Origin of the sequence: Pseudomonas sp. IAC-BECa141 (assembly GCF_020544405.1) — a bacterium.
Lineage (GTDB): Bacteria > Pseudomonadota > Gammaproteobacteria > Pseudomonadales > Pseudomonadaceae > Aquipseudomonas.
This window is the reverse complement of sequence record NZ_CP065410.1, coordinates 526,843-543,243: the sequence shown is the minus strand read 5'-3', so window position 1 is coordinate 543,243 and position 16,401 is coordinate 526,843. Positions and strand designations below refer to the sequence as shown.

The 16,401-nt window shown below is 61.2% G+C and carries 12 protein-coding genes; 2 read left to right on the top strand and 10 right to left on the bottom strand.

From position 1 onward, the window contains the following. Positions 1-122: 122 nt before the first annotated feature. From I5961_RS02405 to glnE, 10 genes are all read right to left on the bottom strand, one after another. Positions 123-914, bottom strand: coding sequence for a DUF3800 domain-containing protein (locus tag I5961_RS02405; protein ID WP_227234230.1), 792 nt, complete (start codon positions 912-914; stop codon positions 123-125). Between the two features lie 5 nt (positions 915-919). Then, entirely contained in the window at positions 920-1,255 is a 336-nt protein-coding gene (locus I5961_RS02400) for a YceK/YidQ family lipoprotein (protein WP_085701060.1), read from the bottom strand. Between the two features lie 159 nt (positions 1,256-1,414). Next, positions 1,415-2,866 (bottom strand): lipopolysaccharide kinase InaA family protein, encoded by a 1,452-nt coding sequence (locus tag I5961_RS02395; protein ID WP_227234229.1) that lies wholly within the window; start codon positions 2,864-2,866, stop codon positions 1,415-1,417. Beyond that, positions 2,866-3,618 (bottom strand): lipopolysaccharide kinase InaA family protein, encoded by a 753-nt coding sequence (locus I5961_RS02390; protein WP_085701062.1) that lies wholly within the window; start codon positions 3,616-3,618, stop codon positions 2,866-2,868. The genes I5961_RS02395 and I5961_RS02390 overlap by 1 nt, the downstream gene beginning before the upstream one ends. Beyond that, a complete protein-coding gene (locus tag I5961_RS02385; protein WP_227234227.1) occupies positions 3,615-4,349 on the bottom strand; it encodes a lipopolysaccharide kinase InaA family protein in 735 nt (244 codons plus the stop codon). The genes I5961_RS02390 and I5961_RS02385 overlap by 4 nt, the downstream gene beginning before the upstream one ends. Then, entirely contained in the window at positions 4,349-5,155 is an 807-nt protein-coding gene (rfaP, locus tag I5961_RS02380) for a lipopolysaccharide core heptose(I) kinase RfaP (RefSeq protein ID WP_227234225.1), read from the bottom strand. The genes I5961_RS02385 and rfaP overlap by 1 nt, the downstream gene beginning before the upstream one ends. Beyond that, on the bottom strand, positions 5,156-6,277 hold the full coding sequence (locus tag I5961_RS02375; protein ID WP_085685321.1) for a glycosyltransferase family 4 protein: 1,122 nt from the start codon (positions 6,275-6,277) through the stop codon (positions 5,156-5,158). Further along, the gene (gene waaC / locus I5961_RS02370; RefSeq protein ID WP_085701066.1) at positions 6,277-7,338 is read right to left on the bottom strand and encodes a lipopolysaccharide heptosyltransferase I; all 1,062 of its coding nucleotides are present in this window, start codon (positions 7,336-7,338) and stop codon (positions 6,277-6,279) included. The genes I5961_RS02375 and waaC overlap by 1 nt, the downstream gene beginning before the upstream one ends. A gap of 1 nt (position 7,339) precedes the next feature. Beyond that, positions 7,340-8,374, bottom strand: a complete 1,035-nt coding sequence (gene waaF, locus I5961_RS02365) for a lipopolysaccharide heptosyltransferase II (RefSeq protein WP_011332131.1) — start codon at positions 8,372-8,374, stop codon at positions 7,340-7,342. A gap of 51 nt (positions 8,375-8,425) precedes the next feature. Beyond that, on the bottom strand, positions 8,426-11,365 hold the full coding sequence (gene glnE, locus I5961_RS02360) for a bifunctional [glutamate--ammonia ligase]-adenylyl-L-tyrosine phosphorylase/[glutamate--ammonia-ligase] adenylyltransferase (protein WP_227234223.1): 2,940 nt from the start codon (positions 11,363-11,365) through the stop codon (positions 8,426-8,428). A gap of 384 nt (positions 11,366-11,749) precedes the next feature. Between glnE and aceE the strand changes: the two genes are divergently transcribed. Continuing rightward, positions 11,750-14,395, top strand: coding sequence for a pyruvate dehydrogenase (acetyl-transferring), homodimeric type (aceE, locus tag I5961_RS02355; RefSeq protein ID WP_085701068.1), 2,646 nt, complete (start codon positions 11,750-11,752; stop codon positions 14,393-14,395). An 11-nt stretch (positions 14,396-14,406) separates the two neighbouring features. Beyond that, complete coding sequence (gene aceF / locus I5961_RS02350; RefSeq protein WP_227234221.1) at positions 14,407-16,368, top strand: dihydrolipoyllysine-residue acetyltransferase; 1,962 nt, start codon at positions 14,407-14,409, stop codon at positions 16,366-16,368. Positions 16,369-16,401 lie beyond the last annotated feature (33 nt).

The following is a 16,401-nucleotide window of genomic DNA, read 5'->3' as shown; positions in this document are numbered from 1 at the left end:
AAAGCGCCGACAAACCTCTAGCGGAACTGGCCGGCCGGTGCGTTGACACTCAAGCAGCGTCGACATAGACTCCAGCACAAATGGACTGGGAGATCCCGGTCGGCGCTAATGCCTCGGTGAGATCATCGGGGCTTTTCGCTTTCTGGGGATGGGAAAAGCTTCAAACCCCAATTCTCGAAACCCTCTCCAACTTTGCTCCGCCCCCCGCTGCAATAGAACTTGCGCTTAAGCACGTCAAAAGCACGGTTTCCCTGACCCGCCCTCAAAAAGCTCATGCCAATGGGCCTCGCAACAAGATCGGCTAGCTGCAGGCCGGTGGAGTTCACCTGTTTGGTTGCAAAAACGATGTCTAACGGCAGTTGAATACCCCATCGATTCGCCCCGCCACACATCCTGCGAAACTCCAACTCAAGCTCGTTATCCTCTCGCTTTCCTCGACGCTCGAAAATCACATGCGTCAGCGCCCCCTGCTGATTCTTCTCTTGCAAAAACTCGTAGAGCGTTTCCAGACAAAAGCCGAGAGCAAGGTGATAAGGATTGTGTCCCGTGCCTTGTTTTTCGCGGAGGGAAGCCTTGTCTACGACGCAACTGATCAAAACAAAGTTGCTGGCTTCAATGATGCAAGTCAGCTCCTCAAGAAAAGCATTTTTGTGATCTCTGGACATGAAGAGACCAGAAAACGATCCTTTTTCTTTACGAATTTCGAGTTCATGCAGACCGATCAGATCGTGCCCCATATGTGCAAACTTGAATTTCTGTAGAGCAGGAATGACTTTCTCGCAGTAATGCCTTTTATGAAAGGCACAAAACGCGAGCACGAAGACTGGATAGTTGGGATCCAGTGTCTGCATTCCGTGATCACCGCTCTCATCGACATAAACGATGATATCGCTGTATTCACTGATTGGGGACAACGTGATTACCCACGGCCTGATCGCCAATAAACACCGACATTCCCGTCCACCGCCTGGCGATAGATCGTATACGGCAGGCAAGCCGTGTCGAAGACGCCGGACAGAGTCAGGTCAAGCAGGAAGACCGGCACCAGAATGCCGGTAGGATCGGGCGGCGCGTGCAGCAGACAGAAATCATGGGCGAGTTCACTGTAGATGCGCGGAATTAACTGACAGTAAGTTTTCTGTTTGCGCAGACAGCGCGTGGCGGCTTCGTCGCCCCGCAACACCGTAACGGCGGTGCCACAGCCGGACAGCGCCAGGGAAAATGCCCCGATAGCGATAGAGGTTTCGATGGTCAAGATTTGCCCTCCGGGTACGTCGGGACAAACTAGCACCGGGGTTTTGCGAGGGGTAGTTCATGGGTTCTGGCAAGGCTGTAGGAGAAATCACAAGGATTTGTCACCACGAACCTCGCCAGATTTTTATTACAGAAATGTCTTATGCTCAGGCGAAAACAATCACGCAGCGTCCAATGCATCCTTGGGCAAACGCTGATCAATCACCCGATACAACGCACTGCTCTCGGGCCAGTTGCGCATGAAGCGCGCGCGATCCCGGGCATAGGCCGGAGCAAAGCTGCCCGCCGAGCCGTGCTGGCACATCGAATCCAGATCGATCAGCGCCCAGCGATCTTCCTGCCAGAACAGGTTGTGTCCCTTGAAGTCGCCATGGCTGATGCGCTCGGCAATCAACCGCGCAAACAACTGATCCAGCGCCTGCAACTCGGCTTCCGGCGCCTCGCCGCTTTCGACGTACGGCGCAAAGCGCTCGATGATGTCCGGCCCGGCCAGGTATTCGGTGATCAGATACGCCTTGCTGCGCAACCAGAAAAACCGGGTTTCCAGCACCGCCAGCGGTTTGGGCGTGGCGATGCCGAGGAATGCCAGGCGATTGCCTTCGCGCCAGGAATGCCAGGCGCGGCTCGGACGCCAGAAGCGCTTGAGCCAATGGGCAAAATTCTTGATGTTGTAACGCTTGATCACCAGCGTACGCCCGGCAACCTCGACCTTGCCGACACTGGCCGCGCCACCGGTCTTGTAAAGATGGCCCTGATCGAGCAGGGCATCGGCCTGCTCCAGCACCGGCAGCATCGCGGGCTCTTCCTCGCGGCGAATCGACCGCAGACCAAATGCACCACGCTTGACGCTGAACAGCGTGCATTCACGACCGACCTTGATCAGGTAATCCTTCAAGCGCCAGGCGCGCACCTTGTCGATCTGCTTTTGCAGGGCTTCCAGCGGCAGCGCGTGTTCGCTGTTGCTCAACAGGTAATACACCAGCAATTCTTCGGTGAACGGCTCAAGCGACTTGGGCAACTGAGCGAAGAACACCCCGAGATTTTCCAGCACTTTCTGCCGGGACAACGGCTGGCCGGCGGTTTCCACACAGATGCCGGCACCATCGATCAGATACAGCTGGCCGCCATGGCGCAACAGATTGTCCAGGTGCAGGTCTTCCTGCCACAGGCCTTTGCCGTGCAACTGACCGATGGCGCCCAGGGCCTCGGCCAGCACCGCCGATTGCTCGTCGGCCAGCACCGGCAAGGATTCGACCTTGTTCCAGGCATCGCCCAGGCTTTCGGCGCCTTCGAGGAACTCGAACAGCAGCCAGCCGCCCTCACCGTCCTTCAGCCCATCGGCCAGCAGCAACGGCGTGGTCATGCCCTGAGCGGCGAGCAGTTTCACACCTTCCAGTTCACGCTGAAAGTGCCGCGCAGCCTTATTGCCGACCAGCAACTTGGCCAGCACCGGACGCCCGCGCCACACACCGGCACCCACATAACGCTGACCCGGCAACACCCGCAGCAGACTGAGCAATTGCAAATCGGCAGCGCCCGCCGCATCGGCCAGCGACACCGTCAGCGGCAGGCTCGGCGTGCGCCCGGCGTTTTTCAAGTCCGACAGCTGCATCAACGGGTCTCCTTGTGACTGCGCCGCGCGGTCAGTCGCATGATCCAGCTGTCGACCAGCGAGCTGTCTGTCGATTGATCGAGATACGCCGCCAGCAGCTCACGCAATTGCGCTTCGCTCCACTCTGGCGCACGACGCTGCAGCGGCTCCAGATCCTTGACCCGGTCACGCATACCGAACCACAGGGGCCGGGTCTTTTCCAGGTCGATCAACTGCGCCTGATAGCCATCGCCTTCGGCGCGCAAGAATATGTGCTTGGGATAGAAGCAGCCGTGCACCTGACGCATACCATGAAGATGACGCGCCAACAGGCCACAAGACTTGAGAATCGCCGATTGCTGCGCGGCATCGAGGTCCGACCAGCGCTTCAACAACGAGTCGAGATCGTCCCAGCCATCCAGCGCGCGGGTCAGCAGGATCGCACGGACCTCGCCATTGACCTTGCGCTCACCGAAGAACGCCGCCTGCAACGCCGGAATACCAAGTTTGTTGTAACGACTGATGTTGCGAAATTCCCGGGCGAACGTCGGCTCGCCGAACGGCGCGTGCAACGTGCGGGTCAGGTAATTGCACTGGCGCTTGAGGTAATAGGCATGCCCTTCCAGCTCCAGACGGAACACGCTGCTCCAGCCGCCACCGTCGGTGTTGGGCTCATCCACGGCCTCGAGCTGCTTGGACCACAGCGCATCGAACGTGCCGAGACCGTGGCGCTCCAGCAGCGCACGGTCTTCAGTGGCCAGAAAATCAGTCATTCGCGTCCCTCGAAAAATCTCACCACGTGGCGAATCCGTTGCTTGTCGGCGGCATTCAGCCGATCACGTCCACGATATTGCAGGTAGAAGCGCAGGCGCTGGGTGTTCGACAGGTGATACTTGGCCACCTTGTCGAGACAGGCCAGATCCTTGGTGATCCGGTACTTGAGCCAGAAGCCGCGCCAGAAATCGCCGTTCGGGCAGTCAATCAGATACAGCTGCGCCTGATCGTCGATCAGCAGATTGCGCCACTTCAGATCGTTATGGGTGAAGCGGTGGTCGTGCATGACGCGGGTATAACCGGCCAATTGCCGGCTGACGCCGTCAACCCAGGCACGATCCTTGAGCTTGGGATCGTTGCGTTCGGCCAGCGCCGACAGGTCTTCGGTGCGCGGCAGTTCACGGGTGATCATCGCCCCGCGATCGTAAGCCATGCCATTGCGCTCCAGGCCCCACGCCACTACTTCGGCGGTAGGAATGCCCCACTTGGCGAAGCGTTTGAGGTTCTGCCATTCCATCTTCACCCGGGGTTTGCCCAGATAACGCCGCAAGCCTTTGCCGGCGCCGACGTAGCGCTTGACGTAATAGTTGACGCCATTGAACTGCACGCGAATGACCTCGGACAATGGATCGCGGGTCAGGCGCTCGCCTTGAAGGGCAAAGACCGCTTCGAGGCTACCGAAATGCTGCGCAAGCTCACTGTACTCAGGCTCCAGATTCCAACCCGCCATCAGAGCGCATCCCCGTAACGTTGCTTGCGCGCGTAGAGCTTGTTGGCCTTGCCTTCGAGCCAGCTCAGCAACGGCGCCTCTTCGGCCAGGATCTGGCGCAGCGGTTGCTGGAAGTAACCTTTGAGGAAACGCAGCTTGTCACGTCGGGTCAGGCCGATGTCCAGCGCGGAAAAGTACAACGCCGCCAGATCCTTGTTGCGCCAGCGCCGGGTGATCGCCGGACGGGTCTGGGCACGGTGCAGGTCGATCACCGAGAGTTTGAAATCTTCGGGAGTCACCGGTTTGTCGGTGTGCAGCAGAAAGTGGCAGATGTAGCAGTCGCGGTGATTGACGCCGGCGCGATGCATCATGCCGGTCATGCGCGCAACCTCGGCGATCAGCGCCCGCTTGAGTTTCGGCTGCGGCGGTTGCTTGACCCAGTCGATGCTGAAGTCTTCAAGGCTGATGGTCGGCGCCAGCTCTTCGGTGACGATGAACGAATGCTGATCCGCCGGGTTGCTGCCCTTTTCGCCATACGCGACGGCGGTCATGGTCGGCACGCCGACTTCCTGCAAACGCTGGATGGCTTTCCATTCCTGACCCGCGCCGAGCACCGGCAGTTTGGCGGTCAGCAGGTTCTTGAAGATCTCGCCCCAACCGATGCCCCGGTGGATCTTGACGAAAAAGCCATTGCCGTCGACTTCCGTGCGCAACGTCCGGCGGGCTTCCAGCTCGCGGTACACCTCGCCCTGCAAGCCCTCGACTTCCACGAACGCATCGCGGCCAGCCCACAGGCTCTTGAACGGTTCAGCCAGCATCAACTTCATTTAAGCGTGCTCCGCCAGAATCACATCGGCCGCGTGCTGCGGCATGCTGTACAGGTCGGCCGTCTCGGCGAAGGCCAGACCGTTGCGGCTCCAGGCCGCCCGTGCAGCGTCGTCGTTCAACATGTCAGTCAGGTATTGCGTCAGTTGTGCCTGATCGAACGGTTCGTCCAGCACTCGCCCGGCATCGGCCTCGGCGATGTAATGGGCATAACCGCAGACCGCGCTGACCAGCACCGGCAACCCGGCGACCAGCGCTTCAAGCAGCACCGTGCCGGTGTTTTCGTTGTACGCCGGGTGGATCAACAAGTCGGCGCCGAGCAGGAAACGCGGGATATCGCTACGCCCCTTGAGGAACGTCACGTTGTCGCCCAGACCCAGTGTTGCACTCTGCATCTGGAACAATTTGGGGTCATCCTGGCCGATTACAAACAGCCGGGTGCGTTTCTTCAGCTCGGCAGGCAGTGCGGCCAGCGCTTTCAGGCTGCGATCGACGCCCTTGGTCTTGAACCCGGAGCCGATCTGCACCAGCAGCAGCTCGTCGTCCTTGAGGTTGAATTCGGCGCGGAAACCGGCGCGAATCTGGTCGGCATCCGCCGGACGGCGACGGTCCTGGGCGATGCCTGGCGGCAGCAGGTGGAAGCGTTCCAGCGGCGTGTCGTAATGCTTGATGAAAAGCGGCTGCTGCACTTCGGAAATCATCAGCACTTCGGTCTTCGCGTCTTTGGCGAACACCGCGCGCTCGTACTCGGCGAAGTGGCGGTAGCGGCCCCAGCGGCGATACAGGGAATTGCGCAGGTTCTGCGCCTTGTCTTCGAAGCAGCCGTCGGCGGCGTAGTAGACGTCCAGCCCCGGCATCTTGTTGAAGCCGATCAGGCGATCCACAGGACGCTTGGCCAGGTCCGCTTCCATCCACGCGCTGAGTTTTTCATTGCGTCGATGATTGAAGAACGCCTTGACCGGCGCCACCAGCACTTCGAAGCCGGGCGGCACGTCGCCTTCCCAGATCAGGGTGTAGACGCGGATCTGGTGTCCGCGCTTCTGGCATTCGAGAGCGATGCGCATGAAATCGCGCTGCAAACCGCCGAACGGGAAATATTTGTACAGGACAAAAGCCAATTGCATCAGCGCAGCTCCTCAGCCATCAACAACGTGCTCAGTCGGCTGGCCACACGCTCGGGATTCAGACGCGTGAAGCACAGGGGCCACTCGCGTTTCAGGTCAAACTGACGGGCATCCTGCGCGGTCGGTTGATACGTACATTTCTTTTGCAGGCACGGCGCGCACGGGAAATCGCTGCCGAGGTGAATCTGCAGCTTGCCGTAGGCGCCGGTCAGGCCCGGGTTGGTCGGGCCGAACAGCGAAATCGTTGGCACATCCAGTGCCGCAGCCAGATGGCCGAGACCGGTGTCCACCGCAACGCAGGCCTGGGCCCCGGCCAGCACCTTGCCGACCCCGGCCAGGTTCAGCTTCGGCAGCACTTCGGCATGTTTGAAACCGGCGGCGATACGCTCGGCCCGTGCCTTTTCCAGCGGGTTGCCCCACGGCAGCCTGATGCCGACGCCGAGGTAGCCGACCCGTTCGGTCAGCTCGCGCCAGTAGGCTTCCGGCCAGTGCTTGGTGTCCCAGGTGGTGCCGTGGAGGAACACCACGTAAGCATTCTTGCGCGGCAACTCGACCAGACGCTCGACGTTGAGACCGTAATCGCCCAGGCCTTTGGGCAAGTCGTAACCCAAGGCGATAGCGAACAACTGACGCACGCGCTCGACGGCGTGCTGACCACGGGCCACCGCCAGTTTGCGGTCATAAAAGCGCGCGGCAATCGGCTCGCGGGCCGAGCCCTTGTCGAGACCAGCCACCGGGGCTTTGACATAGCGGGTCAGCCAGGCGCTTTTCAGCAGGCCCTGAGCGTCGATCACCAAGTCATATTTGTTCGCCCGAACGGACTGCTTGAAGCGTTTCCACTCACCGCTCTTGATGGTTTGCCAGATGTTTTTGCGCCAGCGACGGATCGCCACCGGAATCACTTTGCCTACGGCCGGGTGCCAGGTCGGAATCTCGGCGAAACCTTCTTCCACCACCCAGTCGAACTTGATCCCGGGAATGGCCCGGGCGGCATCGGTCAGCGCCGGCAACGCGTGAATCACGTCGCCCAGCGATGAAGTCTTGATCAGCAATACCCGCAAGTTAATGAACCTCGACCACAGAGCCCTGCAAACGCTGCAAGGCATCGTTGACCGCGTCCGGCATCAGCTGGCGCAGGCAGTTGTAATGGCCGAAACGGCAGGTGCGGTCGAAGCAAGGGCTGCAATCGAGGCCCAGACGGACGATTTCCACATGCTCGGCCAACGGCGGGGTGAAACCCGGCGAGGTCGACCCGTAGACCGCCACCAAAGGACGATTCAGCGCGGCGGCCACGTGCATCAGGCCGGAATCGTTGGAGACGACCGAGTCGGCGCAGGACATCAGGTCGATGGCCTCGGCCAGCGAAGTGCCGCCGCTGAGGTTCACGGACTCTTCGCGCAAGCCCGGAATCAGCCGCGCGCGGATGTCTTCGCCCACGGCGTGATCGTTCTTCGAGCCGAACAGCCAGACCTGCCAGCCTTCGCGAATCCGCGCCTCGGCGACCTTGGCGTAATGCTCGGACGGCCAGCGTTTGGCTTCACCGAATTCGGCGCCGGGGCACAACACCAGCACCGGGCGGTCAAGGGTCAGACCGAACTTGGCCAATGCAGCCTCGCGGGTCACCGGATCGATTTGCAGACTCGGACGCGGATAGGGTTTCGGCAGTTCGGCATTCGGTTCAAAGGCCAGCGCCATGAAACGCTCGATCATCAGCGGATAACGTTCTTTATCCAGCGTGCGCACGTCATTGAGCAGGCCGTAGCGGAATTCGCCGCGCCAGCCGGTGCGTTTCGGGATGCCGGCGAAGAACGGCACCAGCGCCGACTTCAGCGAGTTCGGCAGCAGGATCGCCTGGTCGTACTGGCCTGCCAGGGATTTGCCAATCCGCCGACGGGTCGCCAGCTCCAGCGCGCCGTGGCCGAGCGGGAAGCTCAAGGCCTTGCGCACTTCGGGCATGCGTTCGAGGATCGGCCGGCTCCACTCGGGGGCCAGCACGTCGATTTCGCACTGCGGGTGGCGCTGCTTGAGACACTGAAACAGTGTCTGCGCCATCACCATGTCACCGACCCAACTGGGCCCAACGATCAGAATATTCATGTGGTTTCCATAAACGAACCGGGGAGGCTTTACGCCTCCCCGTCTCGAGAATCAGCTTAGCCCCAGCTCATGCCAGATCCGCATCACCTGCCGCCGTTCGTCCGCGAACTGATCGCCCGGTATCACCCCGGCGTCCTTCTGCAAGGCCTGCCGGTGGGCGGCGGAACGATACGCCTTGTAGGCCTCGCGCAACAGGCTGGCGTCTTCGGCAGGCATCAGCCCCTCGTGCTCCAGCTCTTCCAGAATGCGGATATTGTCCGTCCAGCGCAGCAACGGCGGGTGGGTCTGCGACCACGCCAGGGCCGCGTATTGCACCATAAATTCAATATCGACGATACCTCCGGCGTCCTGCTTGAGGTCGAACGGCGCCGTGGCCTCGAAGGCATTCGCCCCGGTGCCGGCAGCGGTGCTCTTGCTGCCGAGGTTGTCGCGCATCTTGGCACGCATCTCGCTCACTTCCTGTTGCAGTTTCGTCAGATCCCGCGCCTTGCCCAGCACCTGGGCCCGGACGTTCTCGAAGGCCTGCCCGACATCCTTGCTGCCTACCAGCACCCGCGCCCGCACCAGGGCCTGATGCTCCCAGGTCCAGGCTTCATTTTCCTGATAGCGCGCAAACGCGCCGAGCGAACTGACCAGCAGCCCCGACGCCCCGGAAGGACGCAGGCGCATGTCCACTTCGTACAACTGACCGGAGTTGGTCTGCGCCGTCAGCAGGTGGATGATCCGCTGGCCGAGCCGGGTGAAGAACTGCGTGCCATCGATGGGCTTCGGCCCATCGGTTTCGGCCTGCTGGTCGCCATCGTGGATGAACACCAGATCCAGATCCGAACCATGCCCCAACTCGATCCCGCCGACTTTCCCATAACCGACAATGATGAAGCCGGGATCGCACAGCGTGCCATCGGTGCGCAGCGGCGTGCCGTACTTGGCCACGGTCTGGCGCCAGGCCAGGGCCAGCACTTGCTCCAGAATTGCCTCGGCCAGCCAGGTCAGGTAATCGCTGACTTTCATCAACGGCAGGCTGCCGGCGATTTCCGAGGCGGCGACGCGCAAGCGGTGCGCCAGTTTGAAATGACGCAGGGCTTCCATCTGTTGTTCGAGGTCGTCTTCCGGAATCCGGGTCAGGCGCTCGCGCAATTCGGCGGCCAGTTCCGGCGCCAGCGGCGGCTTGAACAGGCGACCTTCGTTGAGCAGTTCATCGAGCAACAGCGGGAAACGGGTGATTTGCTCGGCGATCCACGGGCTCGCGGCACATAGCGTCAGCAAGCGACGCAGCGCACCGGGGTTTTCCGTCAGCAAGACCAAATAAGCCGAGCGCCGGGCCACGGCCTCGACCAGCGGCAGAACGCGCTCCAGCACCAGATCGGGACTTTCGTGTTCCACCGCCTGAGCCAGCAGGCGCGGAATAAAGGCATCGAGACGCTCGCGCCCCAGACGTTGCATCGCCCGCAACTGCGGGCTGGCACGCAGGCTCGCCAATGCTTTCAAGGCCTTGGTTGCGTCGGCGAAACCGCCCTCTTCCAGCTGGCGACAGGCCGCCTCTTCGTCCTGAGCCTCTTCCCACAGCGGCAGCCATTCACCGCCGACCACCACTTCGCTCTCGGCACCTTCGTCCTCATCGGGATCGGCGATCACTTGCGCGAAGTGCCAGGCCACGCGGCCGCGCCAGAACATCAGCTTCTCGTGGAACGCCTCCCAGTCGGCGAACCCGAGCATGAACGCGATACGCGCTTGATCCTGAGCGCTGTCCGGCAGCATCTGGGTCTGACGGTCGGCAATCGCCTGGATCGCGTGTTCGGTGTAACGCAGGAATTCGTAACCTTCGCGCAGTTCGCTGATCACCGCCGGCGGCAGATAGCCCTGCCCTTCGAGCGTGCCCAACACCTTTAATAGAGGCCGCTGTTGCAGACTCAGGTCGCGTCCGCCGTGAATCAGTTGAAAGGCCTGGGCAATGAACTCGACCTCACGGATACCGCCGGAGCCAAGCTTGATGTTGTCGGCCATGCTCTTGCGCCGCACTTCCTGCTGGATCAACTGCTTCATGGTGCGCAGCGCTTCGATCGCCGAGAAGTCCAGATAGCGACGGTAAACGAACGGCCGCAGCATCTCCTGCAACTGCTCACCCGCCACCTGATCGCCAGCCACCACCCGCGACTTGATCATCGCGTAGCGTTCCCAGTCGCGGCCTTGGTCCTGGTAATACTGCTCCAGTGCATTGAAGCTCAGCACCAGCGCGCCGGACGAGCCGTACGGGCGCAGGCGCATGTCGACGCGGAACACGAAACCGTCGACGGTGATCGGGTCGAGAGCCTTGATCAGGCGCTGGCCGAGACGGATGAAAAACTCCTGATTATCCAGCGGGCGCTTGACGCCGACGGTTTCGCCGCCTTCGGGGTAGGCGAAGATCAAGTCAATGTCCGAAGACAGGTTCAGCTCGACCGCGCCAAGCTTGCCCATGCCGAGGATGACCATCTGCTGCGGTTCGCCGCTGCGCCGGCCGGTCGGCGTGCCGAACTGGTCGCAATGGCGGCGGTACAACCATTGATAGGCTTGATCGATGCTGGCGTCGGCCATGTCCGAGAGGTCGCGGCAGGTCTGCACCAGATCGGCCTGGCGATTGAGATCGCGCCAGATGATCCGCACCTGATGCCGGGTGCGCTGACGGCGCAGGACGCGGCCCAGTTCATCTTCGGTCTGTGCGCTGCTGACCGCAGCCGCAATCTGCCCGCACAACTCGCCGGGGGCGAACGGCCGGTCCAGCTCGCCGGACTGCACCAGCGACAACAACATCAAAGGGTCACGAACGCTCTGTTCAATGACAAAATCGCTGGCGGCGCTGACGCGGGCGAACTGCGCCCAGCGTTCCGGCGTCCAGGACGAGAAGCCGTGATCGTCTTCCAGCTGACCGACAGCCGCACGGAACGACTGCTCCGATCGGCTGACCAACGGCAGGAGAATGGCGGGCAGTTCGGCAAGCGCGGGCAGGGTCATGGTCTATCCTTGATCGGCGTGTAAATGGCCGCTTGTAGTGATGATTGAAAAACCGCTACGCGAAGGACTGTCGAACAAAAGTGAGAAATAGCTGAAATTTCTTTTTCTTTGGCAGCCAACATCAAACTTTCACCTTTTTCGGATGGCTAAAGACCAACCTTAACGATTATTCTCACAACGCAGTCGGAGGCCACAAGCCTTTCATCTGTAGTTTTACTACTCGTCTATACATTCGAAAGGCTGAAATGCCGGATGATTTGTAGTAAAACTACACGCCGCCGGAACAACCTGTCGGCAATCCAAGAATTTTAAATCGTCTGCCCACAAGGCCAGTCGCAAACTCAGGCAACCGATTCTGGAAGCCTTTCCGCCCTGGAGCAAGCCATGCAAGACCTCGATCCCGTCGAAACCCAGGAATGGCTGGACGCCCTGGAATCGGTTCTCGACAAAGAAGGCGAAGACCGTGCTCACTATCTGATGACCCGTATGGGTGAACTGGCGACCCGCAGCGGTTCGCAGCTCCCTTACGCCATCACCACGCCTTACCGCAACACGATCCCCGTTACCCACGAAGCACGCATGCCTGGCGACCTGTTCATGGAACGCCGCATTCGCTCGCTGGTACGCTGGAACGCGATGGCCATGGTAATGCGTACGAACCTGAAAGATTCTGACCTGGGTGGTCACATCTCCAGCTTCGCTTCCAGTGCGACCCTGTACGACATCGGCTTCAACTACTTCTTCCAGGCCCCGACCGATGAACACGGCGGCGACCTGATCTACTTCCAGGGCCATACCTCGCCAGGCGTTTACGCCCGTGCGTTCATGGAAGGCCGCATCACCGAAGACCAGATGAACAACTTCCGCCAGGAAGTCGACGGTCAGGGCCTGTCGTCCTACCCGCACCCTTGGCTGATGCCTGACTTCTGGCAGTTCCCGACCGTTTCGATGGGTCTGGGCCCGATCCAGGCGATCTACCAGGCTCGCTTCATGAAGTACCTGGAACACCGCGGTTTCATCCAGCCGGGCAAACAGAAAGTCTGGTGCTTCCTGGGCGACGGCGAGTGCGACGAGCCGGAATCCCTGGGCGCCATCTCCCTGGCCGGCCGCGAGAAGCTGGACAACCTGATCTTCGTCATCAACTGCAACCTGCAGCGCCTCGACGGCCCGGTTCGCGGCAACGGCAAGATCATCCAGGAACTCGAAGGCGTGTTCCGCGGTGCCCAGTGGAACGTCAACAAAGTCATCTGGGGCCGTTTCTGGGACCCACTGCTGGCCAAGGACGTCGACGGCATCCTGCAACGTCGCATGGACGAAGTCATCGACGGCGAGTACCAGAACTACAAGGCCAAAGACGGCGCGTTCGTTCGCGAGCACTTCTTCAACACGCCTGAACTCAAGGCGATGGTTGCCGACCTGTCCGACGACGAGATCTGGAAACTCAACCGTGGCGGCCACGACCCGTACAAGGTCTACGCGGCGTACCACCAGGCGGTCAACCACAAGGACCAGCCTACCGTCATTCTGGCCAAGACCATCAAGGGTTATGGCACCGGTGCCGGCGAAGCGAAAAACACCGCGCACAACACCAAGAAAGTCGACGTCGAAAGCCTGAAACACTTCCGTGACCGTTTCGACATCCCGGTCAAGGATGCCGACCTGGAACACCTGCCGTTCTTCAAGCCGGAAGAAGGCAGCGCCGAAGCCCGTTATCTGGCCGAGCGTCGTGCCGCACTGGGCGGTTTCGTTCCGCAGCGTCGTGCGCAGAGCTTCAGTGTGCCGACTCCGGACCTGGACACCCTCAAGGCAATCCTCGACGGTTCCGGCGACCGCGAAATTTCCACCACCATGGCCTTCGTGCGGATCCTCGCCCAGCTGGTCAAGGACAAGGAAATCGGCCCGCGCATCGTTCCGATCATCCCGGACGAAGCCCGTACCTTCGGCATGGAAGGCATGTTCCGTCAGCTGGGCATCTACTCGTCCGTCGGCCAGCTCTACGAGCCAGTCGATAAAGACCAGGTGATGTTCTACAAGGAAGACCAGAAAGGTCAGATCCTTGAAGAAGGCATCAACGAAGCGGGCGCCATGAGCTCCTTCATCGCTGCCGGTACTTCGTACTCCAGCCACAACCAGCCAATGCTGCCGTTCTACATCTTCTACTCGATGTTCGGCTTCCAGCGTATCGGCGACCTGGCCTGGGCTGCCGGCGACAGCCGCACCCGTGGCTTCCTGATCGGCGGCACCGCCGGCCGCACCACCCTGAACGGTGAAGGCCTGCAGCACGAAGACGGTCACAGCCACCTGCTGGCTGCCACCATCCCGAACTGCCGCACCTACGATCCGACCTACGGCTACGAGCTGGCGGTGATCATTCAGGACGGCATGAAGAAGATGACCGAAGAGCAACAGGACATCTTCTATTACATCACCGTGATGAACGAGTCGTACCAGCAGCCAGCCATGCCGGCCGGTGCCGAAGAAGGCATCAAGAAAGGCATGTACCTGCTCGAAGAAGACACCCGCGACGCGGCGCACCACGTACAGCTGATGGGCTCCGGTACCATCCTGCGTGAAGTCCGTGAAGCGGCGAAGATCCTGCGTGAAGAGTTCAACATCGGTGCCGACGTATGGAGCGTTACCAGCTTCAACGAACTGCGTCGCGACGGGCTGGCCGTAGAGCGCAGCAACCGTCTGAAACCAGGCCAGAAGCCTAAGCGCAGCTACGTCGAAGAGTGCCTGAGCGGCCGTAAAGGTCCGGTCATCGCCTCTACCGACTACATGAAACTGTTCGCCGAGCAGATCCGTCAGTGGGTACCGTCCAAGGAATTCAAAGTCCTGGGCACCGACGGTTTCGGCCGCAGCGACAGCCGCAAGAAACTGCGTCATTTCTTCGAAGTCGACCGTCATTTCGTGGTGTTGGCAGCCCTGGAAGCACTGGCTGACCGTGGTGATATCGAACCTAAAGTCGTGGCCGAGGCCATTACCAAGTTCGGTATCGACCCGGAAAAACGCAACCCACTGGACTGCTGAGGAGAAACTCTGTGAGCGAACTCATTCGCGTACCTGACATCGGCAGCGGTGAAGGTGAAGTAATCGAACTGTTTGTGAAGGTCGGCGACCGTATCGAAGCCGACCAGAGCATCCTGACTCTGGAATCGGACAAGGCCAGCATGGAAGTGCCGGCCCCGAAGGCCGGTGTCATCAAGAGCCTGAAAGTGAAGCTGGGTGATCGCCTGAAAGAAGGCGACGAACTGCTGGAACTGGAAGTCGAGGGCGCCGCGCAAGCGGCCCCTGCTCCGGCTGCCGCTCCTGCTGCCAAGGCTGAAGCTGCACCGGCTGCCGCGCCTGCTGCCGCGCCAGCCGCTGCCCCTGCTGCCGCTTCGGTTCAACAAGTGCACGTGCCGGACATCGGTTCGTCGGGCAAGGCCCAGATCATCGAGATCCAGGTCAAGGTCGGCGACAAGGTCGAGGCTGATCAGTCGCTGATCACCCTGGAATCCGACAAGGCCAGCATGGAAATCCCGTCGCCTGCCGCTGGCGTGGTCAAGGCCATCAGCGTCAAGTTGAACGACGAAGTCGGCACTGGCGACCTGATTCTGGATCTGGAAGTGGCGGGTGCTGCGGCCCCTGCTGCCGCCGCTCCGGCCCAGGCTGCTGCTCCAGCCGCTGCCGCAGCGCCGGCGCCTGCCGCCGCGCCAGCCGCACCGGTTGCCGACAGCGTTCAGGACATCCACGTTCCGGACATCGGTTCGGCCGGCAAGGCCAAGATCATCGAAGTATTGGTCAAGGCTGGCGACAGCGTTGAAGCCTATCAGTCGCTGATCACCCTGGAATCCGACAAGGCGAGCATGGAAATCCCGTCGCCTGCCGCTGGCGTGGTGGAAAGCGTTTCCATCAAGCTGGACGACGAAGTCGGCACCGGCGATCTGATCCTCAAGCTGAAAGTCAAAGGCGCCGCTCCGGCTGCTGCCCCGGCTCCAGCTGCCGCCGCTGCTCCGAGCGCTCCGGCGCCAGCCGCTGCTGCTCCGGCTGCCGCTGCACCTGCTGCCGCCGCTCCGGTTGCTGCTCCAGCCAAGCCGGGTGCGAAAGTTCACGCCGGCCCTGCCGTGCGTCAACTGGCTCGCGAATTCGGCGTCGAGCTGAGCGCTGTCGGCGCCAGCGGTCCGCACGGTCGCATCCTGAAAGAAGACGTTCAGACATACGTCAAAGCCATGATGCAGAAGGCCAAGGAAGCACCGGCCGCTGCCGCTGGCGCAACCGGTGGCGCGGGCATCCCGCCGATTCCGGCCGTCGACTTCAGCCGCTTCGGCGAAATCGAAGAAGTGCCGATGACCCGCCTGATGCAGGTCGGCGCTGCCAACCTGCACCGCAGCTGGCTGAACGTGCCGCACGTGACGCAATTCGACTCGGCGGATATCACCGAGCTGGAAGCGTTCCGCACCGCACAGAAAGCTGTCGCAGAGAAGGCCGGCGTCAAGCTGACCATCCTGCCGCTGCTGCTCAAGTCCTGCGCCCACCTGCTCAAGGAACTGCCGGACTTCAACAGCTCGCTGGCCCCAAGCGGCAAGGCGATCATCCGCAAGAAATACGTGAACATCGGCTTCGCCGTCGACACCCCGGATGGCCTGCTGGTACCGGTCATCAAGAACGTCGACCAGAAGAGCCTGCTGCAACTGGCCGCCGAGGCCGCTTCCCTGGCTGAGAAAGCCCGGACCAAGAAGCTCTCGTCGGACGAGATGCAAGGCGCCTGCTTCACCATTTCCAGCCTCGGCCACATTGGCGGCACCGGTTTCACGCCGATCGTCAACGCGCCGGAAGTGGCGATCCTCGGTGTTTCCAAGGCAACCATCCAGCCAGTCTGGGACGGCAAAGCCTTCCAGCCGAAACTGATGCTGCCACTGTCGCTGTCCTACGATCACCGTGTGATCAACGGCGCCGCTGCCGCACGCTTCACCAAGCGTCTGAGCGACCTGCTGGCGGACATCCGCACCATCCTGCTGTAAAGCGCTCGGCCCTCCGGCAACGGAGGGCCGACC